At 60.7% G+C, this 23,775-nt stretch carries 15 protein-coding genes; 7 read left to right on the forward strand and 8 right to left on the reverse strand.

Annotated features, from left to right (window positions below; genetic code table 11):
- Positions 1-3 precede the first annotated feature (3 nt).
- Positions 4-3,078 carry an efflux RND transporter permease subunit gene (locus AC07PT_RS25240; RefSeq protein ID WP_494658529.1) on the reverse strand — a complete coding sequence of 1,025 codons (3,075 nt, stop codon included), beginning with the start codon at positions 3,076-3,078 and terminating at the stop codon, positions 4-6.
- Complete coding sequence (locus tag AC07PT_RS25245; protein ID WP_494658530.1) at positions 3,075-4,175, reverse strand: efflux RND transporter periplasmic adaptor subunit; 1,101 nt, start codon at positions 4,173-4,175, stop codon at positions 3,075-3,077. Before AC07PT_RS25245 ends, AC07PT_RS25240 begins: the two co-directional genes overlap by 4 nt.
- Positions 4,176-4,671: 496 nt before the next feature.
- On the opposite strand from AC07PT_RS25245, the gene AC07PT_RS25250 reads away from it, so the two are divergent.
- Positions 4,672-7,545 carry an ATP-binding protein gene (locus tag AC07PT_RS25250; protein ID WP_494658531.1) on the forward strand — a complete coding sequence of 958 codons (2,874 nt, stop codon included), beginning with the start codon at positions 4,672-4,674 and terminating at the stop codon, positions 7,543-7,545.
- 39 nt (positions 7,546-7,584) lie between these two features.
- On the opposite strand, the gene AC07PT_RS25255 is transcribed toward AC07PT_RS25250, so the two are convergent.
- The 6 genes from AC07PT_RS25255 to AC07PT_RS25280 are packed head-to-tail and all read right to left on the reverse strand — an operon-like array spanning position 7,585 to position 15,597.
- Complete coding sequence (locus AC07PT_RS25255; RefSeq protein ID WP_494658532.1) at positions 7,585-9,495, reverse strand: acyl-CoA synthetase; 1,911 nt, start codon at positions 9,493-9,495, stop codon at positions 7,585-7,587.
- A 42-nt stretch (positions 9,496-9,537) separates the two neighbouring features.
- Entirely contained in the window at positions 9,538-10,563 is a 1,026-nt protein-coding gene (locus AC07PT_RS25260) for an alcohol dehydrogenase catalytic domain-containing protein (protein WP_494658533.1), read from the reverse strand.
- The gene (gene mhpA / locus AC07PT_RS25265; RefSeq protein WP_494658534.1) at positions 10,553-12,247 is read right to left on the reverse strand and encodes a bifunctional 3-(3-hydroxy-phenyl)propionate/3-hydroxycinnamic acid hydroxylase MhpA; all 1,695 of its coding nucleotides are present in this window, start codon (positions 12,245-12,247) and stop codon (positions 10,553-10,555) included. Before mhpA ends, AC07PT_RS25260 begins: the two co-directional genes overlap by 11 nt.
- 22 nt (positions 12,248-12,269) lie before the next feature.
- A complete protein-coding gene (locus tag AC07PT_RS25270) occupies positions 12,270-13,229 on the reverse strand; it encodes a fumarylacetoacetate hydrolase family protein (RefSeq protein WP_494658535.1) in 960 nt (319 codons plus the stop codon).
- Between the two features lie 34 nt (positions 13,230-13,263).
- Complete coding sequence (locus AC07PT_RS25275) at positions 13,264-14,409, reverse strand: VOC family protein (RefSeq protein WP_494658536.1); 1,146 nt, start codon at positions 14,407-14,409, stop codon at positions 13,264-13,266.
- 12 nt (positions 14,410-14,421) lie between these two features.
- Positions 14,422-15,597 (reverse strand): OmpP1/FadL family transporter, encoded by a 1,176-nt coding sequence (locus tag AC07PT_RS25280; protein WP_494658537.1) that lies wholly within the window; start codon positions 15,595-15,597, stop codon positions 14,422-14,424.
- Positions 15,598-16,069: 472 nt separating this feature from the next.
- Here AC07PT_RS25280 and AC07PT_RS25285 point away from each other — a divergent pair, with 472 nt between their 5' ends.
- The 6 genes from AC07PT_RS25285 (at position 16,070) to AC07PT_RS25310 (ending at position 23,624) form a co-directional block, all read left to right on the forward strand.
- Positions 16,070-16,690, forward strand: a complete 621-nt coding sequence (locus tag AC07PT_RS25285) for a TetR/AcrR family transcriptional regulator (RefSeq protein ID WP_494658538.1) — start codon at positions 16,070-16,072, stop codon at positions 16,688-16,690.
- Positions 16,691-17,319: 629 nt separating this feature from the next.
- Positions 17,320-19,341: an ATP-dependent nuclease gene (locus AC07PT_RS25290; protein WP_494658539.1), complete on the forward strand. Its 2,022-nt coding sequence runs from the start codon at positions 17,320-17,322 to the stop codon at positions 19,339-19,341.
- Positions 19,338-21,071: a UvrD-helicase domain-containing protein gene (locus AC07PT_RS25295; protein WP_494658540.1), complete on the forward strand. Its 1,734-nt coding sequence runs from the start codon at positions 19,338-19,340 to the stop codon at positions 21,069-21,071. The genes AC07PT_RS25290 and AC07PT_RS25295 overlap by 4 nt, the downstream gene beginning before the upstream one ends.
- A 206-nt stretch (positions 21,072-21,277) precedes the next feature.
- On the forward strand, positions 21,278-22,276 hold the full coding sequence (locus tag AC07PT_RS25300) for an adenosine deaminase family protein (RefSeq protein ID WP_494658541.1): 999 nt from the start codon (positions 21,278-21,280) through the stop codon (positions 22,274-22,276).
- Between the two features lie 11 nt (positions 22,277-22,287).
- Positions 22,288-22,833 (forward strand): non-canonical purine NTP pyrophosphatase, encoded by a 546-nt coding sequence (locus AC07PT_RS25305; RefSeq protein WP_494658542.1) that lies wholly within the window; start codon positions 22,288-22,290, stop codon positions 22,831-22,833.
- On the forward strand, positions 22,830-23,624 hold the full coding sequence (locus AC07PT_RS25310) for an SIR2 family protein (protein ID WP_494658543.1): 795 nt from the start codon (positions 22,830-22,832) through the stop codon (positions 23,622-23,624). Before AC07PT_RS25305 ends, AC07PT_RS25310 begins: the two co-directional genes overlap by 4 nt.
- Positions 23,625-23,775 lie beyond the last annotated feature (151 nt).

Genomic DNA, 23,775 nt, shown 5'->3' on the forward strand with positions numbered 1-23,775 from the left:
GCTTCAACCCTTCAGGCCCGTAGCGGCCTCGATTGGGGGACGTTGGGCGCGGTACAGCATGGCGTAGAGGGAGGGCAGGAAAACCAGCGTCAACAATGTCGCGACAGCCAGACCGCCCATGATGGCCCAGGCCATCGGCCCCCAGAACACAGACCTGGTCAATGGCACCATGGCGAGAATGGCGGCCAATGCGGTCAGTACGATGGGTCGCAGACGTCGGACCGCAGACTCGACGATGGCGTTCCACAATGGCACCCCGTGGGCCAGGTCCTGGTCAATCTGCACCACCAGGATCACGGAGTTCCGGATGATCATGCCGGCCAGGGCGATCACTCCCAGCATCGCCACGAAACCGAATGGGATCTGGAACGAAGCCATGATCACGCTGACACCGATCAGACCCAGCGGGGCCGTCATCAAGACCAACGCCATCTTCTTCATGTCCTGCAACTGGACCATGAGCAGCACCAGCACCACGATCAGCGTCACGGGGATCACGGTCAGGATCGACGCCTGGGCCTTCTCACTGGATTCGTAGGCGCCGCCCACATCGATCCCGTACCCCAGGGGAAGGTCCTTCGACAGCGCCTCGATTTCAGGCAACAGGGCACGTGTGACATCCGGCGCTTCGGCTCCAGCAATATCGGCACGCACGGTCAGTGTCGGCACACGGTTGCGACGCCAGATCTGGCTGTCTTCGCTGTCCAGCGAGATCCGGGCCACCTGGGACAACGGCACGAACTTGCCGTCACGAAGGTAGATCTTGGTGTCCTTCAGGTTGTTGAGGTCGGTACGCTCCTGCTCGACCAGGCGGGTCACCACATCAATGCTCTGATCAGCCTCGCGGTACTGCGTGATAGCAGAGCCGGTCATCGAGGTCTCCAGCGATTGCTCGATTTCACGCGAGGTCAAGCCCAGGGCACGCGCCTTGTCCTGGTCAACTTCGACCCGCACGCGCTTGATGCGCTCACCCCAGTCCTGGTTGACATTGCGGACGTGTGGATTGCCTCGCACGATCGCAGCCACCTTGGTGCCTACGGCCTGCACCTGCGCCAGATCGGGCCCGAACACACGGAACTGGACTGGATAACCAACCGGAGGACCGTTCTCCAGCCGGTTGACCCGGCCACGGACATTGGGCATGTGGTGGTCCAGAATGCCCTGGACCTTGTTCAGCACCCGTTCGCGAGCTTCCCCTCCGCGGGTCATGATCATCAATTCGCCCAAGTTCAGATTCGGGGTCTGCACATCCAGGGGCAGGTAGAAGCGGGGGCTGCCATTGCCGACATAGCTGGTCACGGCTTCGATATCGGCATCGCTCTTCAGCTCAGATTCCAGCCGCTGAACCTCGCGCGCGCTGGATTCGAAGGTGGAGGCCTGGGGCATCCAGAGGTCCACGATCAATTCAGGCCGATCCGAGGCCGGGAAAAATTGTTGTGGAACCCATTTGAACAAGGCCAGCGAGCTGGCGAAAGCCGCCAGAGTGATCAACACCACGATCAGACGGTGCCGAAGGCTGAAATCCATGAATTGGCGGAAGCGGACGTAGAAGCCGCGCTGGTAGACCGCATCCTCGTCATGGGAGGCGTGCTTTTCTTCCTTCAACAGCTTGAAACCGATGTACGGGGTGAACAACACCGCCACCAGCCAGGACAGGATCAACGAAATGCCCACGACCTGGAACAGCGAGTAGACGTACTCACCTGTGCCCGATTTGGCAAATCCCACCGGTAAGAAGCCAGCGGCCGTGATCAGGGTCCCCGTGAGCATGGGGAAGGCGGTTGCGGTGTAAGCATAGGTCGCCGCCCGGAACTTGTCCCAACCCTGCTCCAGTTTCAAGGCCATCATTTCTACCGCGATGATGGCGTCGTCAACCAGCAATCCCAAGGCAATGATCAGGGCCCCCAATGAGATGCGTTGCAGCTCGATGCCCAACACGTACATGACGAGGAAGGTCAATGCCAACACCAGCGGGATGCACAGCGCCACCACCAGCCCTGTGCGCAGGCCCAATGAAAAGAAGCTCACGGCCAGCACAATGATCACGGCCTCCGCCAGACTCTTCTTGAACTCGTGCACCGACTCCTGAACCACTCGCGGCTGATCGCTGACCGAATGGACTTCGACGCCCACGGGCAACTGTGACTGCACCGTCTTCACGGTGCGGTCAAGGTGTTCACCCAGGCGAATCACGTCACCGCCCTTGCGCATGCTGACCGCCAAGCCGATCGCTTCCTCGCCATTGAATCGCATCTTGATCTGCGCGGGATCGACGAAGCCCCGATGAACGTCAGCGATGTCACCCAAACGGAAGGTCCGGCTTCCGGCATGTATCCCCAGGTTCCGGATCCCCTCAAGAGAGTCGAATTCGCCGCTGACGGTCAGGCGAACCTGCTCACTGCGGGTCTGGACCGTACCGGCCGAGGCGACGCCATTGGTCTTGGCCAACGTGGCGGCAATCAATCCGGGATCGATTCCCAGCGAGGCCAGCTTGGCATTGGAGGTTTCGACATAGATTTTTTCGTCCTGTTTGCCGACCACATCCACTTTGTTGACGTCATCGACACGCAGGAATTCATTGCGTGCGGCGTCGGCGAATTGACGTAATTGAGCATTGCTGAAGCCGTCACCGGTGATCGCATACAAGTTGCCGAAAGTGTCGCCAAACTCATCGTTGAAGAACGGCCCTTGAACCCCAGGCGGGAGCAGAGATTTGACGTCGCCGATCTTCTTTCGAACCTGATACCAGACATCAGGAACATCCCGTGGGGCCGTGGCCTCCCGGAGGTTGATCTTGACGAGGGTTTCGCCAGGCCGAACGTAGGTGACCGATGCATCGATCTCGGCGACTTCCTGCAGTTTCTTCTCGATGCGGTCAGCAACCTGGTCGGCCATCTGCTGAGAGGAACTGCCCGGCCAGAAGGCCTGCACCACCATGGTCTTGACCGTGAAGTCTGGGTCTTCTTTCTGCCCCAATCGACCATAGGCAAACGTGCCGGCGACCGTCAGAAGCATGAGCAGAAAAGCAATCATCTGCGAATGCTTGAGCGCCCACTCGGAAATATTGAAGTCCTTCATTTGCCGACCTCCGTGGAAGGCTTGAGCACAGGCACGTTCACACGCTGCTCAGCCAACAATCGATGGACACCCGCCGTGACCACCGTCTCGCCGCCTTTCAATCCGGAAACCACGGCGACCGAATCGTTCTCTGCGCTGCCAAGCTCCACAGCTTGCTGCCGGACCTTGGAGGTTTTGGGGTCCACGACCCACACATAGCGCCCACCCTTCTGATCCACGATCGCTGTCAAAGGGAGACGGATGCTCGTTGCGCCGTCGACATTGCGCAATACAACGCTGGCGGTCATGCCCATGCGCATCAGTTCGGCATCCGGTTGCCGAATGGACACCCGTGCCGCATAGGTTCTGGTGATACTGTCGGTGGCCGGTGCCAACTCACGCAGAGTGCCCTGCCAAGTCTTGCCAGGAAGTGCCCACAACGAAATTTCCAGAGACGTCGCGCTGCGCAACTCCTCGACCCGCGATTCCGGCACGCTGATCGACACCTCCCGCTCACCGTCTGCCGCCAAGGCAATGACTGGCTGGCCTGCAGCCACAACCTGCCCGGCTTCGGCAAGGATGGCGGTCACCACGCCATCGCGGTCTGCCGTGAGGACGGTGTAGCCCTGTTGATTGGCCGCAGCGTTGCGCCGAGCGTGTGCAGCACGCCATTGCGCTTCATACTGCTCCACCAACAGACGTTGCTGATCCATCTCTGCTTGCGAGGCGAACTGTTTGGCCAACAGTTGACCCGTTCGCTGGAGATCGATCCGGGCCTGCGCCAGACGCGTCTGCGCGGCGTCGACCTCGGCCTCGCTTGCCGAAAGATTGAGCGCTTCCTGTTCGGGGCTCAGCCGCATCAAGGCCTGGCCTCGCTTGACAGCACTTCCCACCTCGACGAGGCGCGCAATCACTTTGCCCGGCGTTCGGAAGGCGAGCTGACTTTCATACCGGGCCACGATGCTGCCCGAGTACGATGCCCCCGCCGTGCCGCTGGCCCGGCCTGCCATCAGAGTCTGGACGGGCCGGATTTCTTCATGGGGCGATTCGACTTGGCGTTCGCAAGCGCAGAGAGACATGGCCGCAATCAAAGGCACGAATGTCCAATAGGTCCTCATGGGACGCTCCTATCAGTTGGGTGTGGGAATGGCGCTCTGACCGGCTCAGTGATGAGAGTCCCGAGTGGGGCAGTGCGTGGAAGAAGGCGACGCTGTGGGAAGTCGCCTCTGGTCACGGCATGGCAGATGCAGCAGCCGGTCCGGCAGGCGTTTGTGGGTGAGGAGATTTGTTGCGCAATGTCATCTCACTCCTCTGTTAAACCGCGTGGGCGTTCCGTTTCGCCCTTGTCTTGGCCGCGCCTGGAGAGCCAGGTCAGGAGCTCGGCGCTGTCGCTGAACACTGCGAACTCGCCACTTTCAAGGTGTTCGACGCGTCCAAGCAAGTGCGCAGCGTCCGAGGGTGAGTCTCGGTGCAAACGAACGACATAAGCACCGCTTGCCGGATAGATGGGAAGTAGGTTGAAAGCCATGTCTGGAGTCTCGCCAGACTGGCAGCTCAAGTCGTCTTGATACTGTCTCGATTGGGTACCGATTTCGACGTGCTATATTTTGTAAGATGGATGTAAGACCACACATTCGAGTTCATTTTGGTAACTTTCTGATCGACGAGGCCGAAGCTCGGATTGAATGTTCTGGCGCACCCGTCGGGCTGGCCCCGCGGGCTTTCGCCGTGCTGTGCGAGTTGATTCGCCACCCAGGGCAACTCGTGAGCAAGGACAACCTGCTCGATGCGGTCTGGGGTCACCGGCACGTCAACGAGGCAGCTCTCAAAAACATCATCAGTCAGCTGCGTTCAGCGCTGAACGACGACGCGCGGGAAGCCATCTATATCCAGACCGTCGCCCGCAAAGGGTACCGATTCATTGCTCCTCTGGGCAACACGGCGGGCAGGCTGCTGAGCCCACCCACATCGCATTCACCACCGGACTCAGACGCCACGGGCCTGGCGTGGGTCGGACGCGAGCAGGTACTGTCTCAGGTCTTGCGGACTCTTGGCGGCCCGACGTCGGAGCATCGTCCGGTGGTCTTCATCGCGGGTGAGGCGGGCATCGGGAAAAGCACCCTGGTCGAGCACCTCATGGCCCGCACCAGCCTTCCAGTGGCTTATGGCCAATGCATCGAGCACTACGGTGGTGCGGAGCCCTACATGCCTGTGCTGGAAGCCCTCAATGGACTTTGCCAGGGGCAGAATGGTCAGACCTGGGTTGAAATGATGCGCCGCGTTGCACCCCATTGGATGCAGCAGTTGCCCTGGTTTGTGAGTGAAGGAGATACGCCAGACCTGATGAGCCTGCGTGGCAATGCCACCCAGGAAGGGATGCTGCGCGAGTTCGGCGAGTTCATGGACCGTGTCACGCAAACCCAACCCATTCTGTTGGTTCTGGAGGATCTGCACTGGTGCGATCATGCCACCGTGCAACTGCTGGGTTACATGGCGATGCGCCGCCCCAGGGCGGCGTTGACCATCGTGGGCACATTTCGGGCAACGGATCTCATCGTGCTGGACCACCCATTGGCGGGGCTGCGTCACACCTTGAGGCAGCGCAGTCTGTCTTCCGAGTTCAATCTGGAATATCTCTCAGAGTTCGATATTGCGGCTTACCTCGCTGCGAAACTGGGCGCGCCTGCACCTGAATGGTTTGTTCAACAGCTTCATCAACATACGATGGGGCTGCCCCTATTTGTGGCGGCTGTGATCGATGAGCTGAGTGCATCGGGCCAACTCGCCTATTCGGAACAAGGCTGGCAACTGCCGAGAGAGAAGCTGACCGTCCCGGAGACGATCGCGGCCATGATCGATGGTCAATTGCGGCGGTTGACACACGAACAACGCCGCATCCTGGATGCAGCAAGTGTTGGCGGGATTGATTTTGCGCACTCTCTTCTGGCGGACGTGCTGCAAGTACCGGCCTCTGTCGTGGAAAGCCAGTTGACCACCCTGGTCAAACACCTGCCCTGGGTGAGCAGCGGTGAGCCCAGAAAGTTGAGTGATGGGCGACTGGCGGCAAGCTTCCACTTTGCCCATTCTGTGTATCGAAATTCGTTGTACGAGCAGATTTCAATGCTTCAGCGAATCCAGTGGCATCGGGATTGGGCCCGTGCCCTGACGTCAACGCAGAAGCCTGGTCAGACCGAGCTGGCGGCAGAGCTGGCCCTGCACCTGGAAAGAGGAGACCTGCGGGCTGAAGCCGCAGCGCAGCTCGCGGTGGTGGCCACAAGAGCGCTGGCCAGAGGGGCCCCTCAGGATGCTGTCCATGCTGCGCGCCATGCGCTGCAATGGTCAGATGAGATCACTGACTCGGGGTTGAGGTTGGAGCTGCATGTGCTCGAGGGGGTTGCCCTGACGCGCCAACGTGAGATCACGGACATCGAAGTCGTACAGGCGTTCAGCGCTGCCCGTGCCCTCGGCCCCCATGGCACGCCGGCTTGGCAACGAGCCCTGCAGGGGTGCTGGTGGATTCATTATTCGAAGGCTGAATTCAAGCAGGCCCTGGGTCTTGCTCATGAAATGCTTGAGGAATCACAGCGCCAGAGAAGCGCCGAACTGCGCCTGGCAGCTCTCAATGCCGAGGGCCTGGTTCTGATGGTCACCGGCCAATTGAAACAGGCGCGTCATTGCCTGGAGCAGGCTTTGGCCGTCTATGGTTCTTTGGGAGCTCAGCCGCCGACGACTTCCTTTGTCCAGGATCCCGGGGTGGAGGCCTCACTGGCCTTGGCGCTTGTCGATTGGATCTGCGGAGAACCCCGGAAAGCGCGAGAGCTGATGCGAGAGGCCATCCGCCTGGCCCAATCCCAACATCATCCCTTGAGTGAGGTCACGGCTCTCTACGGAGCGGCGATCCTGCATGCACAGGCCGGGGAATATGACACTGTCTACGCACTGACCGAGAGCATTTTCCAGATCACTCGGGAGTATTCCTTGCCGGAGAGGGGGGGTGGGCATGCATGGTTGCACGGCCAGGCCTTGGTCGAACGCGGATGCTGCGAAGCGGGGCTGGCAGAGATGCGCGAGGCGGCCCAGGCGGTGCGCAGGTTTGGCGTTCTCATGGGGCTTTGCTCCTACCACTACCACCACGCACTCGCATGCCTGAAGGCCGGTGCACAAAGTGATGCCCAGGCCGCCGTCGACGAGGGTGTGACGCTGATGGGTGACCTTGGCGAAACCTTGATGCTGCCCGCCCTGTTGACGCTCAAGGCCCAAATGGAATATGCCGGCGACCAATTGGTTGGTGCCAGCCAGTCGCTGCAAATGGCGATCACACATGCGAAAGAGCAGGGGGCTGTGTTCCACGAAATTCAAGCACAGACCCTTGCTTTGAACCTGGCCCTTCCGTTGGGTGACCTGGATCGCCTGCGGCAACTGACCCGTCTCTATGAAGGAGACCCGTCACCTTTGCTGCAGGCAGCATTCAAGCTTTGTCGGGCTTAGGTTGTCGACAGGCGATCGCATGGAGTTTCCGACCGCGGATCAATGTTCCCGCGACACCTCGAAACGAAACGGAAATTGCCCGAGGACCTCTTTTGCGGTGTCCACAGCGGCGCTCTCCACCCATACAACGACGCGCGTGCCCACTTTCGGATCGTTGAAGACGTCCATCCTGGAGACCGGAACACCGGCCTCGTTCAATGCCGTGCGGGTCACATCCGATACTTCTCGCAGCCTGAGTTCAGGTTTGAAAATCTTCCCGACCCCGGTGAGTGGCATGCTCGTGACCAGTCGGATGGATTTGGGCACTGCGGCGCGTTCGCCGATGTGCGCATTGGCATAGGCAATCAAGTCTTCCTCCGTGGCGGACGCGCCCGGCTTGAGCTGGACATAAGCGATCGGCAGCTCCCCGGAATGCCGATCAGGCCGCCCCACAGCGGCGGCAAGTTGTACCGCGGGGTGACGGTGCAGTGGCTCTTCGATGCTTGCCGGGTCAATATTGTGCCCGCCTCGGATGATCAGCTCTTTCTTGCGGCCGGTCAGATAGAAATAGCCATCTGAATCCTGGCGACCCAGGTCGCCGGTGTTCAGCCAAGGCTCACCTTCTCCAGCCTCCAGCCACAGTCCGACATTGTGCTCGGCCATCTTGTACCCCTTGAATACATTGGGGCCTCGGATCACCAGCAACCCGACCTCGTCCGCCTCGCAATCCCGGACATAAGCCCCCTGCTCGTTCACTACGACGGCCTTCATGGCTTGCAGTGGCAGAGAAAGGCCGATGGAAGCTGTGCGACGCTCACCTTGGGGCGGGTTGACGGTGCTGACGCAGGTGCCCTCGGTCAAGCCATAGCCCTCTAGTATCTTGAGGCCGGTGCTTTCCTCGAAACTGCGCATCAGCGCTGCCGGCATTGGTGCTGCACCGCACAGGCCGTACTCGAGTGAACTCAGGTCGCGCCCCTGCCACGGGAATTGCATTAATGCAGCGTAAATGGTGGGGACGCCGCTGAAAAAATTGATGCGGTGATGTTGCACCAGATCCCAGAAGTGCTGAATCACACCCTCGCCTCGGTACCCCCCGGGAGTCCCCAGGATCACGTGAGCGCCTCGGGAGAACGGCAACAGCCCGGTGACCAGCACTGCATTCACGTGGAACAAGGGCAGGCCGCAAAACAGCGTCTTCCCGACCTCGATGCCCTCGGCAAACATTTGCCCCGCGCTCCAGGCGTTAGCCACCTCATTGCGGTGGGTGCGCATGGCGATCTTGGGAGCTCCTGTGGTCCCACCCGTGCAGAAGAAAGACGACAGGTCCTCAGGCTGGATCTGACGCCCACTCACCAGGTGGGTCTGGCATTGCTCTTTGATGCCTTCGTTGAAATCATGCACCGAGATCCGGCGGGTGTCGACACGGGCCGTGTCAGCAGCATGCTCGACATCGAGAGTGGCCGGGTCGGCGCGGTAGTGGTTGAGACCGACCAGCACCAGATGTTGGAGGGTCGGTACCTCGTCGATGACCGATCCGAGCCTGCTCCAGAGGTCGGCCCCCTCCTGCGGCGCCAGCGTGACAAGCACTTTTGCGTCGCCAGCACGCAGCAATTCAGCCATGGAGGCCGGTTCCAGCAATGGGTTGATCGCGAAAGCGATGCCCGCAGCCTGAGCACCCCAGATCGCCAAGTGGGTCTCTGGCAGATTGGGCAGGACAAAAGCCACGACATCGTTCTTGTGGATGCCCAACTGGTGAAAGAGATTGGCGGTCGCAGTGATCTTTGCAAAGAGCGTTGCGTAGTCCCAGGTACAGGGGCGCTCGTGATCCTGGACTTGAAGAAAGAAGGACAACGCTTTTGCGTTCGGGTGGGATCTTGCGGTCTCTCCAATCATCTCGTAAGTGCTGGCCGGCAGAGATGAAGGTGTGCGATCCGTGCCTGGAGCGGACGACAGACTGGTCAATGCGTTCATGGGGAAAGTTCTGTTCAATTGCAATTCAAGATGAGGCTGATTTCAGGGCTGCAGTACCGCGCGGCCAAACTGTCCGGCGGAGACATGCTGAAACGCCGCATGAGCCTGCTCAAAAGGGACTGTCAAGCCGACGGGCAGCCCGTAGCGCCGCTCATTCAGGCCTGCTGCCAACTCATCCAGAGCGCCAGGATCCGGCTTGAAAATGGTCCAGTGGTACTGGCCGGTGGGGGCGCGGGCTCGGACTGCCGCGCTCACCAACGCCTTGTCGCGACGACTGGCCATGGCGCCTCTGATCCAGCCCAACCGGTCGAAGTGGCCCAGCAAAGGATGGACTGTTGTGGCATGGCCGAGCGCGTCGGGCGCCAATCGGGAGGCCAAAGCCAGTTCGTCATCCCAATTGGCGAAGTTCAACACCACATCAAAATCGTTGGGCAGAGTGCGGATGACATTGACGTCGCGCTCGACCACGTCGTGGGCGCCCAATGCCCGACAGTCCTCTGCTCTGCCCCGATCGCAAACCGCAGCGATGTGGCAGCCCCAGTTCGACAGCAGCTGCAACGCAAGTCGGCCCAGGGCACCTGCTGCGCCATGCACCAGGACACGCTTGCCTCTTGCATTCTCCCGCTGCAGTCTGGTGGATTGAACCGCGAGCCACAGGGTGGTGAATGAATACGGCAATACCGCCAACTCCGACGACTCAATGCCCTCGGGCGCAAGGCGCAAAAGCGACTCCGGTAGCAGGGCATGGGAGGCATGCGCACCACCAAGCCTACCCGTCGGCAACATGCCAAACACGCGTTGACCGGGCTTGAAATTGACGACCCCGGGCCCGACCGCCTCAACCCTGCCGGACAGGTCGTTTCCCAAGGTCAGCGGAAAGCTCCCCGCACCTTTGAGGGCGAGCAGTCGTTGGCCATAGCCCGCGGCGCGTTTGGCATCGATCGGGTTGACCGAGGTGGCTTCGATTCTGACCAGGACCTGTTGCCCTTTCGGGGGCGCGATAGGCTGGTTCCTGACCTCAAATCGAGGTTGCTCCGATGGAGCGAGACATCGCAGTTCACGACGCATGTGTTGCAATCCTTGTGTCTGATACAGAGTGATCGAGCCGATCGGGCCGCGCGGCGCCGGCGGGCTCGATGAGCGCGAGCGCCTTTTCAAGCAATTCATGGACCTGTGTTTCGTGACCTTCGGCCATCACACACCGGTCCGGACGCACGAGAAAGACCCAGCCCAAGGGTGCCTTGCGTGGAACAAGGCCCTCGTCCAATGCTTCCAGTCGTTGCGCCTCCGGAGCGAGGTGCAAGCCCTGCGATCGCTGGCACCATTGCCAGACCCGCCCACCGACCGCCTTCCAGCGAGCTGCCTGCTCGGAGTTCAGTCTGGCGCCGGGATCGACCCCCACACCGATGAGCGCCCAATTCAATCCCAGGGCCTCATCACTCAACATGGGTTGACCCCCTGGGGCGCGCACCCAGCATTGCGGCATGCTGGCCCCTGCGCGCAGCCATTCCTTGTGGGGGTTGCGGAAGAACAGGCCCTTTTCAAAAGTGTTCTCTGGTTTGATCTTCAGATCATCAAACAGCCGTCGACCGGCAGGCAAGGTGCGGATGGTTCGGATCAGCCCGTGCAGGGCGAAAGCCACCCAGCGGTTGCTGGGCATGACCAGGGAACCCAGGAACAGGGCCAGCTTGATGATCTTCATCGCGTGTGGGCGACGCTCTGCGTTGTAGCTGTCCAGGATCTGGGCACCGGCCCGGCCACGCACCACCCAGGCCAGCTTCCAGGCCAGATTGGCCACGTCGCGCAGCCCTGCAACCAGTCCCTGGCCTGCGAACGGCGGCGTGATGTGTGCCGCGTCACCTGCGAGAAAGCAGCGGCCCTTGGAAAACGACTTTGCTTCGCGCGCATGGAAGCGATAGACCGCGGTGCGCTCGATGTGGATCTGGTCCACATCACACCAGGAGGCAAGCAGGCGACGCACCGACTCCGGACTTTCCATCCTGGCCGCATCTTCGCCGGGATGCAGCATGAACTCCCAACGCTGACGCCCTCCGGGCGCCACCATGTGCGGCGTGGGGCGGCGCGGATCACAGATGAATTCGATGTGATCGATCGGGTTGGGGACGTTCAGGGCATCCACGATCAGCCAGTCCTGCGTGAAGGTCTGGCCCTCGAACTCCAGGCCCAGCAGACGACGCACGAGAGAGTTGGCACCATCGCAGCCGACCAGATACCGCGCACGGATCTGCGCCACCCGCCCCTGAGCGGTCTTGATCCGGGCATGAACCCGTTGCCCATCGTCCACGAGGCCTTCCAACTCCACGCCCAGCCGCACCTCCACATTGGGAAGAGAGGCGACCTTCTGGCGCAGCAGGCGTTCCAGCTCGGGCTGATAGAACGTGACCAGCATGGGGTGGCCATCCACGATGCCGGCGGTGCTCAGTCGGCCGAACTGGCCAAACATGGGCGAGTGGTACTTCACCTCGGGGATGGCGACCGTTTCGAACTCACCGTCACGCACCCCCACCAGTTGCAGGATGCGCAACGCTTCGTTATCGAGCGCAATGGCGCGCGGCTTGGGGAATATCTCGGTGGACTTGTCGAGCACCAGCACGCGCAAGCCGTAGCGCCCGAGCATGGCCGCCAGAGACGCGCCCACTGGCCCGAATCCGACGACCACAATATCGGCCTCGATGCCATCATTTCCTGCATGGGACGACGCCGCATCTTTCGATGGCGAGTATGTATTCATGAGACTCTCCTTGGCCCGGGTGTCAGTCGGTGATGACGGTGGTCTGCTCGCCCAGATCGATTGCGCCGTCGTCGGTGCGAATGGTCAGGCTGAGGCGGTCGCCGGGCTGCAGATACGCCGGATTGGCCATCCCCTTTTTGATGAACAGCTTCCACTTGGTGGATTCGCTGACCAGGTGCCTGAGTACGAACATCGCCAGCTTTCCGGGTGCGCGCGCGGCGCAGCCCGCAGGGGTACCCGTTGCAATGAGGTCCCCAGCCTGCACGTTGTGCAAAGACGTGAACTCATTCAGTGTCTGGGCCGGGGCATGGATCATGTCGCGGCAATAGGCGTCCTGACGCGGTTGACCATTGACCTGCAGGCGCATGTGCAACTCAGGCCAACGCAGCCATTCCCCAGGCGTCAGAAGCACCAGGCCCGGGCCCACCGGGCCGAACCCCCGATAGCTCTTGCCTTTGTAGAACTGCCCCTGTGGCAATTGAACATCGCGGGCCGACAGGTCGTTCACGATGGTGATTCCGCCCAGCCAATCACCCAGGCGCTCGGGATGGACCACGTCACCCTCGCGCAGATCACGTCGCAACACCAGGCCCAGCTCGATCTCGTAGTCCAGCAGTCGGACATGGGCTGGTCGAACCACCGGAGCATCTGCTGCCGTGATGCAGGACGGCGCCTTGGTGAACAGGGTGTTGAACGGAAAATTCGACAGATCGAGACCCGACTCTTGGACATGGCTGCGGTAGTTGACGCCCTGGCAGAGGAATTGCTGATGGGGGGTCACCGGCGACAGCAGGCGCACCCGATCGCGTGCCAGGCTGGCGGCGCTGGGGTCCATCGACCAGATCCTGTCCCAGTGCCGGGTCAGCAGTTGGCCTGTGCTCAGATCACCCTCGTCCAACGCGAGCGGGGCGATCATGTCGTCAAAAAGAATGCCCCATTCGGGGGTGTCGTTGGTCGTGTAGTGCAGGAGCGTGCGCGGCATGTGGCGAAGCCTTTTTATGATGGATGGAGTGAGTTCAGGACCAGGGACGCGCTGGGGCGTCGAGCGCCTGTCCGAGCAACTTCAGTCTTTGAGTCGTGATGGCTTTCCGACGCAGCAAGCCGATGACGCGAAAGAGGGTGCGAAGGTTCTTCCGCGGCTTCATGGACGTCGGTGCATCCTGGCCCCAGGCCCAGATGCTTCCGAAGCTCAGCGGTGAATAGCCCGTTTCGAATTCAGCTGTGAACAGGTCGCCATCGGTGTAGTGCTCATATTCGAATCCATCGGGATCGAACCAGTAATCGAACAACTGGCTGCCAAGCACGTGGCGTCCGATGCCCCACATGTGCTTGTGTCCCTTTGCACGCAGCACCTGTTGACCTTGACCCAAGGCATCCAGGTCGATGACTTCGTAGGCGCTGTGCTCGTACTTCTCCTCGATGCCTCCGACGATGACCACGGTATGGTGATCGGCGGGCTGGTCGCCAAGGTTGAGGCGGCAGAAGGCCAGCGAAGGGCTTCCGTCCGCCAGGTACTGGACATCGGTGGCAATGATGCCCAGCACCCGCTGGTACCACTCCAACATCGTCGCGAAGTCCACCGTCTGGAGGGCCAAATGGCCAAGTCGCACGACCTGCGCAGGATCGACCGGCACACGGATTGTCCGATTGACCCGCGCCACATGCTGTGAAGTGTTCATCTCGAAGACGAGGGGGGGGCGCACCGGCAAGGCGTTGACACCCTGCTGACCTTGAAGCAGCCACACGCTGCGCCCTGATGGATCTCTGAGTTCGACCCCCCGACCGCCACCAGGGATGGCATGTGAAGGCAGCCAGGTCCCGTCGAGAGCCTTCACATAGTGCCCAAGGTCGGTGTCCTCTGACATCTTGAACGCGGGACCCAGGAAGCGGTCTCGCCCCCCTTGGGTAGCGATTGCAATGCAGGGACTGGATCCGGCCCCCCGCGCGATGACGTCCGTCTTCGAGCTGCTCGATATGGCCATGCCAAAGTCGCGCCAGAAGCGTTCGGTCGCTTCTAGGTTGCGTTTCTCCCAACGCAGAAACGCCAGTTCAGTGGCACGTCCGATGGGCCGTGGACGGCCCAAGGGGCGCACACCATCCGGCAATTGGCTCTCAGGGTAGGCCCTTGTATCAGGCCATGAGGTGTTTCTGACTTCTGTCATCTCTGCCTCCCCTCAGAAACGCCGCTGCCAGCCCAGCATGAACATCTGGACCCGGCTCGTGAGATTGGTGCCAGTGCCCGCGCCGGTGCCTGTCAACGTTGTGCGGGGATTGATCTCGTACCCGACGCTCAGCTCGTTCTTCGCATCCAGTGCCCATGAGAGGCCCATCGAATAGGCCTTCTCATGCACCGAGGGAACGAGCAGGTTCTGAGTCGTGGCCGAGCTCTCGATCTGGCCCCGGTTCTGGCTGTAACCCGCACGCAAGGTCAACCGGTCGTCCACTGCCCATGAAGCACCAAAGCGAATCACGGGCTGGTTCCGCCAGCGAAAGCCATTCGGGTCCTGCATGACCTTCAGGTCACCCCACAGGATCCGCAACCAATCGGCGGCCAGCACGACCTGAGGCGTCAACTGCCAGGCAACGCCCACCCCATACTGCTCAGGAATGTCGAGGTGCCCGCCACTGAACGCGAGCAGATCCGCGTCATAGCCCTTCAGGCGCCCCATGGCGGTCCGGGCTTTGTAGTTCGCTCCGAATGACCAGTCATTGCCGGGCTTCCAGAGAACCCCCGCGCGCCAGCCGACACCGGTCGAATCCTGCATCCCATGTCCCGCCAGGGGCAGCAAGCCTCCGGGGACCGACGCCGGAACAATCACGCCGTCGGCCTTGAATTGCTGATAGGCCAGCGTCAGGCCAACGCCGAGGGCCAGGTCCTCGCGTGGCCGCCATGCCAATGCGGGAACCAACTCCGCGATCCGAAGCGTGGATTTTGCGTTGCCAGCACCGCTGACAGGCAGAGCCGACCGGCCATAGTCAGAACCCGAGCCACTGCCCGAGATGCTCACACCCGCTGCCCACTGCGGCGACAGCTGCCAATTGAACCCACCTTGGGGCGCTGCGATCGTCTGCTTGTTTTCAAGTCGATTGCCCGGCAGCACATAGTCCGCGCTCGAGTGTCCATCGAAGACCTGCAGGTCCAAGGTGGTCGAGCTGGGGACATACGCCATGCCGGCCGGATTGTTGGCCGCAGCATTTGCATCCAGGGGCAATGCAATGGAGGCACCACCCATGCCGGCATTGCGTACGCCGCTACCCCCCAACTGAGCGCCATTGATGGCGTGCACTGTCCCAGGTAAGCAGGCAAAACAGGCCCATGCGGCCAAGTGATTGAAAGAGCGTGACTTCATGCTGTCTCCTGGAATTGGTGGACACCGATGCGTGACCCTGGTCTACGTTTCAGTGAATCATAATGACGAAAACGTCATGATGACAAGAGTGACAATATTGAAAATCAGTGTTTGCCCTAGGACCATACAGGTTGGAACCGCTTTTCGACCGGCCTCGTGCGCGCGGGCGATGACACGATGACAAGAGGGCGACCAGGGCCCAATCCTGGAATCGAGAGCCGCAGCTGTAGCGGAGAACGCGAGCACCGTTCAGCGGTGCGAGCTGGGAGGGCGACGAGTGCAAGGGATTCGCGAACCCCCGATGCCGACCATTGATGGCACGATTCCCATATTGGCTATGATGTCAAGGTGACAAAATAGTCAAAATTGCCCTCGTACGGAGACATCTACAAGGGGGCTTCGAGCAAAGGTGATTGTTTGAATGACTACTCCGGACCACCGTCCCAGGGTTGCCGCGGAACGACGAGAGCGCATGCGCATGCGCCTGCTTAGTACTGCCGTCAGAATCGGCGCAGAGTTGGGGCCCACGGCCATCACCATTGACGATGTCGTCGTGGCGGCAGAAGTTTCACGTGGGAGCTTCTACAAGTACTTCCCATCCACCGAAGCCTTGATACGAGAGGTGGCCACTCATATCGCAAATGAACTGATCAAGATGGCCGAACCAATCGTGTTCAGCTTTGGGGATCCAGCGGAGCGCATAGCAGGTGGCATCAGGCTAGTGTCCAGAACGGCCATTGACCACCCGTTGGTTGCCGCATTTCTTGTTCGCCTTGGATGGCCGGATGTACGAGGCCCGGACATCCTTTTGGATTTTGCCAAACGTGATCTTCGCGCTGGCATTCGTCAGCGACGCTTCACCCGCATGCCCATTGAACTGGCGTTGAATATTGTCGCGGGCTCAGTGATCGGGGCAACGCATTGCATGCTCGACCCAAGTTGCGCGCAGGACTTCGCCGAGCAGACAGCGGCAGCAACGTTGCGCGCCTTGGGCGTTGAGGCCGATGAAGCGAAATTGATCTCTACCCGTAGATTGTCTTGTGTCGAGTGGCCTGCCTCTGGCTTGATCGCTGAGGTGGTTGATAACGGATAGGCCAGTGCACGTGCGAGTGCCCTAGTGTCAGGTGCGACGTAGGCGGTCGAATCAAGCTGCAGAGATCAATGTCAGATCTCCCCCTTTGGGTTGTTGGCGCCAGTGCAATCGTGATCAGCTGGGGGTCAAGATTGCATCGGCACCAACACTATCACTCGAAGGGCAAGCCGTGACGCTCCAAAGCCGTCTGGGGCGCCTAAGGCGCCCAAATGACTCGAAGAGCCGCTGCCAGTGATCAATGTCCGTTCCCACCTACAGCTGTCAGCGAACTGCACCAGCCGAGCGGCCGTTCTCAGCCTGAAGCCTCCGAAAAAAGTCGGCCGGCAGCTCTGCAGCGGTTGCCGTCATTCGCGGCAGGTTAGCGGCCTCACGGTCCCTTGCAGGAAGCCGTCATTGGCACACCGGTCGACGCGGCAGCAGTGACGACCGCCGTCGAGGGCGAGCCAGCCATGCAGATGGGAGGGGCACGATGCGGATGCCGCGTGCTGAGCCTAGCTGCCTCGAGACGCGGCAGGTAGTCAGGTTCTCGGCATCTGGCTCGGCGGCGAGTCGATTGGAAGTTAGACTGACCACGAAATACCTACGCATACACAAGGGGTCTGAGAGCCTCTGGGGGAGAAGCTGTGTACTTGAGGAAGCTGACGGCGAAGAACTTTCGCTCGTTCGATCAGATTGAGATCCCGCTTTATGAAGACCTAACTGTCTTCGTAGGCGAGAACAACGGCGGCAAGAGCAACGCGATTGACGCGATGCGACTTCTAACGCTGCCGTTGAGCGGCCGTCGTGAGCTGTATTGCGAGTCAACAGATGTTAGGTTTGGCAGCGTCCGCCCCGACTTCGAACTTGAGGCGCTCTTTGCGGATCTGAGCCCTGGTCAAGCTGGGCGCCTTCTCAGCGCCGTGACCGATGATTCCATGTCTTCATGCAAGTTCGGCTTGCAGTACGCCGCATCGGGCGGGCACTCGCCGGTACGGCCGCGGCTTTGGGCGGGGCCTCACAGAGAGACACCGGAGCCTGGTGCGCATGACACCATTCGACATGTTTATCTGCCGCCGCTGCGGGATGCAAAGCGGGCTTTGGCGTCTGGTAACCCGACTCGAATCCATGCGCTTCTGAACCACTTCATGGGAAATCAGAGGGCCGAGGACGTCGCGGCCGAGCTTCGCCGAGCGACATCCTCGGAGATACTGAGCCGGGTTGGAAGTGCAGTAGACGGAAATCTGGCGGCGCTGACTGGCGGTGTGCGTCGACAGGGCAGTTCATTGGGCTTCGCAAGCGACGAAAACCTGATCGACATAGCGCGCGACTTGCGATTCAAGTTGGCAGACCATGGGCTGGAGCCTGAGGACCTGCGGTACTCGGGTCACGGCTACGCCAATCTCCTGTTCATGGCGACGATCGCCATCGAACTGGAGCGCTCGCATGACGTGGACCTGACGCTATTTCTGGTCGAGGAGCCGGAGGCCCACCTTCACCCCCAGCTTCAGGCCGCGGTGCTTGGCTTCCTTGAGGACCAGGCCGAGAAGTCAAAGTCACGGAAGGTTCCGCTCGATGCGCCCGCCGGCCGAGTACAGGTTGTCGTCGCCACACATTCTCCCAACCTCTCTGCTTGGGTGGAGAACAAGAAAATCGTCGTCTTTCGCACGGCGCCAGTGCTTGAGGCGGCGGGCTTAGATGAGTCTGCAGTAGCCAAGACTGACGGGGACAACGTTCCAGGCGCGGCAGATGCGATCGCAGCTGCTTTTGCGCACTCGCCTACGGTGCTGATAGATGCGCCCACTACCGTTATGAGCGTTGCCGACGAGTTGCCTAGGCCGATTGCCGCCGCTCTCGCTGTGCCCGCGCAGCCGGAGACAAAGGCAGCTCCTGCCGTTCACCCGGCAACGGCAGCAGCGCCAGCGGCTCCGTTGGAGGCGCAATCCAAGATGCCGGTAGCGCAGCGCCGCGCAACCCGTTGTGTACCGCTCGGCGAGCTCGCGCTCGACGTCATCTCGCGGAGGAAGGTCGACCGCTACCTGGATGTCACCAAATCGGCGCTGCTCTTCGGAGGACGTGTCATCCTTGTCGAGGGCATCGCCGAAGCACTCCTTCTTCCTGTCATTGCCAGGAGGTTTGTCTTGAAGGACCAAGTCGAGAAGCTGCGACTTTTCCGCTCGGCCGTCTTCGTTCCTATTGACGGCGTGGACTTCATGCCCTACGTGCAGCTGCTGCTCACGCATCACAGGGGTGCTCGAATTGCTGATCGCGTGGTCGCGATCACTGATGGTGACGGATGGGACTTGAAGAGTGGTCAGCTCAGTCCTGGAGCAAGCCGAAAGGCAGAACTCTCCGCATTTGCGGCCGAGCAAGATGCAGGCGACCTCCTTGATGTATCGGTGAACGACTTTTCCCTGGAGTCCGAGCTTACCCTGGCGGGCAATGAGGGGCTGCTGAAGGCGGCCTACCTGAAGGCGCACCCCAGATCGGAGTCCAACTGGACGAACGCCTTGGCGAACGCTGAGCGTGAGGACAAAGCGCGTGCTATCCAGGCGCTCTTTGACAACACGCCGAAGGGCGACTTTGCACAGACTCTGGCCGAGGGCCTGCGGGAGGCTAAGGACTTCAAGGTTCCGGACTACTTGCGGGTCGCCATCGAAGCGCTGGTCCAATGACGAAAGCGTTCAAACCGACCGAAGAGCAGGCGACGGTCATCGCCTTCGATGGCTCAGCATTTGTCACAGCATGTCCAGGTGCGGGAAAAACCCGGGTGCTGATCGAAAGAGCGCGCCATCTGCTGGACAGGAAGGGATGGAAGCGCGGCATCGCGTTCTTGTCATTCACTGAAGTAGCAGTGTCGGAGCTGGATGCGCGCCTGCGCAGGGAAGGGCTCTTGCCATCCCCAGCCATGCCGCACTTCATCGGAACCTTCGACAGCTTCTTGTGGCGATTTCTCGTGGCGCCATTTGGCATCCCAGGTTCGCTGGCTCGGCCGCGACTAATCCCGGATCTGGAGCTCCGGGAGGTTCAGCCGTTTGATAGGGCTAGGCCGATTCCGTTGAAGTGTTTCGACCGAAAGACTGGAGAGGCTATCCCTGAAGAATTGAAAGAGCTGGGGATCGACTCTGTGTCGAAGGCGCACTTGACTGCTGCAAAGACGATGCGAGCGCGCTTCAAGGCGCGTGGTGAACTCGACTACCAGGATGCGCGCCTGTTGGCGCTGGGGCGGCTCAAGGCACTGAACAATGACTCGCCTCTGACGAAAGCCTTGGTCGCACGGTTCGGCGAGATCATCGTCGACGAGGCTCAAGACTGTAATCCCGATGACCTCCGCATCATTGAATGGTTCCTGAACGCTGGCATCCCTGTAAAGATCATCTGTGACCCCCAGCAGTCGATCTATGGCTTTCGAGGCGGGGTCTCCACGGAGCTGGGAGCCATTGCGGAGAAATTTGGGAAAGACCGACGCCTGTCGCTGACGGGGAATTTCCGATCGAGTCAGCACATCGTTAGTGCGGTCTCGCGCCTAAAGAGGCCGGAACCTGGGCGTCCCTACGACGAAGCACTGGGCGAGCATCGCGCTGAACCCAATCCGGTCTACTTGCTGGCATACAAGGGGACGAGCGTCCCGTCGACCATCGGTGATTGCTTCGGGTCGCTTGTGACCCAGTTGAAGGTTGCAGCGAAGGACTGTCCCGTAGTAGCGTCGACCCGTCTCAGCGCGTCACGCGCGCTGGGCTTACCTGTTGACAGTGGCTTTGGACACCTTGCCTGCCGCCTAGCGGCTGCCGTCGGTGACCTGCATTCGTCGTTTGACCTCGGCGGGCGGCAAGACGCACTGGAGGAAATGCATCGCGTGGTGTTGACGCTGGAGGGCCATCTCGCGCGGAAGACCTATCGTCAGCATATGGATGCTCTCGATGACAGGCATCAATCTTGGCGGCCGGAGATGCTCAAGCTTGGCAAGCAGCTGCGATACGACCCAGAGAGGCACAAAGACGCGGACGGCTGGCTGGATGAGGCTCGGGAGATTCTGAAAGCAAAGCTGCCTCCAGGTGGAGACAGGTCAATCAAGCAGGTTCTAAAGCGCCATGAGAAGCTGGCAGAGGCATTGCTGCCGCCTCCACTGCATGGCCATTCAGCTCGAACCATCCATAGCGTCAAGGGGGCCGAATTCCCAGCGGTATGTGTGGTGCTCTCAACCAAGAGAGCGAAGGGCATGATCGAGTACCTTGAGACCGGCACCTCAGCCTCGATGGCAGAGGAGCTTCGCAAGCTCTATGTGGGTGCATCACGTGCCCAGCGCTTGCTGGCAATTGCTACGCCGCATACGCAGGTCAAAAAGCTGGAAAAACTTCTATCGGACTCCGCCAACAGCAGCGGCTTAAAGGTCATCAATCTTTGAGCGCCGAGGTTTCGTACGGCGCCCGGCCGCACGCTTGCAACGGTTCAGGCCGAAGGAGCTCAAACGGATCGCCCGCGCCAATTGCAGGTCTCTGAGAAGACGCGCACTGCGGGTTTTGCGCTAGCATCACAAAAAACGGGGCTGAAGCCCACATCCAGGGACGGAGATTGAATCAGCGGCAACTTGATCTACCAGGCCTTTTGGGCGTGGCCGACGACCTCGACGACGGCGGAGCGCAAGCCCACGTACATGATCGGGGGGAACTCCACGTGCATATGAACGGCGCCGTCCCTCTGTCGACCATCCAGGAGATCATGGCCGACGAAGCAACGTCGTTTCCGGCCGGGTTCGATTTCGAGCGGGACATGACCCGCCATGCCCCGTGCAAATCGCTGGCGGAGTACCTCACGCCGTGGCAGGTGTTGCGGCTCTTCCCCAAGAAACGTGCGAACCTTGACCGCCTCGCCCATGCTGTTCTTACGAGCCTGGCAGCGAACGCCGTTCGTTTCGTCGAGCTCCGCAGCAGCGTCCTGTACTTGACCGGACTTCAGAGCTGCACGCCGGCGCAGGCATTGGAACGCCTCATCGAGTCAACAGGCAGGGCGGCTCAGCAACACGGCATCCGGCGGGGCTTGATCCTCACCGTGACGCGGGGCGACTACGGCGTCCCCAATCTCGCCACCCTCTTGCAGGCCTATGAGGACATCGGACGGCCGAAGGATGTCGTGGGGCTCGACCTTGCGGGGGATGAAGAGACGCCCTACTCGGCTGAGCTGCCCGCGATGATCCGTGAGGCCAAGGACCGGTACGGCTTCGGCATCACGATCCACGCGGGAGAGACTGGCCGCGTGGAGAACGTGCGAGCGGCCGTGGAGCTCTTCCACGCTGATCGGATCGGCCACGGCACGGCCGCCGGCAAGGATCCGGACTTAATGGACCTGCTGGCTGCTGAGGGGGTCTGCGTCGAGGTCTGCCCGATCAGCAACCGGCTGACGGGCGCCGTTCCCCGCGATGAGGCCCATCCTCTGCAGGAGTTCCGGCGCCGCGGTGTGCCGTTCGTGATCTGCTCCGACAACCCAGCGATCCATCAACGCGGCCTGGCCGACGACCAAGCCGCCGCCATGGCCGAAGGCCTGTCCATCTGCGACATGCAGCAGCAGTACGAAGTCGCCAAGCGCTTTTCATTCATGGAGGGTCTGAATTGAAGATTCGATTCATGTCCGGCAACGAGCACAAGATCAAAGAAGTACAACGCATCCTCGACCCGGTCGGCGTGGACATCGTGCCGGTATCCAGAAAGATCGAGGAACTGCAGACACAGGATGTCTACGCGCTAGTGCGGGACAAGCTGATCAAGGCGTTCCACGAGATCGGCCGCCCGCTGTTCGTCGAGCACACAGGTCTGTATCTCAGGGGACTGAACTATCTTCCTGCAGGGCTGACCCAGATCTTTTGGGACCGATTGGAAGCCAGGCGCTTCGCGGACCTCGTGGCCGCTCTGGGTGACGACAAGGTCATCGCAAAGACGGTGCTTGGGTACTGCGACGGACGCCAGATGCACCTGTTCGAAGGTGCCATCGAGGGCACGGTTCCGCGCGCACCTGCTGGGCCAGAGGACTTCCAGTGGGACTGTGTGTTCATCCCTGACGGCTACACGAGGACGTTTGCCGAAATGGGTACCGAAAAGGACGACATATCCATGCGCCGCCTAGCGTTGGACAGGTTTGCCGCTCACATCAAGACTTCGAAATTCACGACATGAGAACTGAACTTCTCGAAGCCCACAGCAGCGGCAAGCTGATGCTGTTTGTCGGCGCCGGCGTGTCTGCAAACCTTGGTTTGCCGAGTTGGAGCCAGCTGATCGCGCAGATTGCCAAGGAGCTGGGCTACGACCCGGCGGTGTTTGCCACCTACGGGAACTATCAGACCCTGGCTGAGTTCTACAAAAAGAAGAGAGGTGGACTCGGCGAGCTGCGAAGTTGGATGGACCGCGAATGGCACAAGCCTTCCACGGACATCAAGGCCTCAGATATTCACCGGCTCATCACCCAGGGCAACTTCTCGCGGATCTACACCACCAACTACGACCGGTGGCTTGAGATCGCCCACGCAGAGTTCGGCGTGAAGTACGACAGGATTGCCAGCGTAGCGGACATGGTCGCTGTCAGGGACGGTCACCGCCAGATCATCAAGTTCCATGGTGACTTCGCAGCCGACGAGTCCATCGTCCTCGACGAGACCAGCTACTACCAGCGGCTAAACTTCGACACGCCGCTGGACATCAAGCTCCGCAACGACGTGCTGAGCAACTCCGTCCTCTTCATCGGCTACAGCCTGACGGACTTCAATATCCGGCTGCTGTTCTATCGCCTGACCGAGATGTGGGGAAAGTCGCCGCTGGCTTCGGTGAGACCCAAGTCGTACGTCTTCACCAACCGCCCGAACCCGGCGGCAGACGAAGTGCTGAGACACTGGGGCATTGAAATGATCGTGTCCGATGAGGACGATCCGAAGACTGCGCTCACGGACTTCCTCCAGGAGCTCGTGACCTGACGAGACGGGCAGGCTCGTGCCATGAACCACTGACGCCCTAGCCTCGCTGACAGGAAGAGCAACTATCAAGGGGTACCATGCCAGAGCCGACGAACCATGGTGCAGGGAACGCGCTGGAAAAAGCTGAGATCAGTCCGAGGACATCAGCCTG

The organism is Curvibacter sp. GW821-FHT09D12, assembly GCF_059416245.1.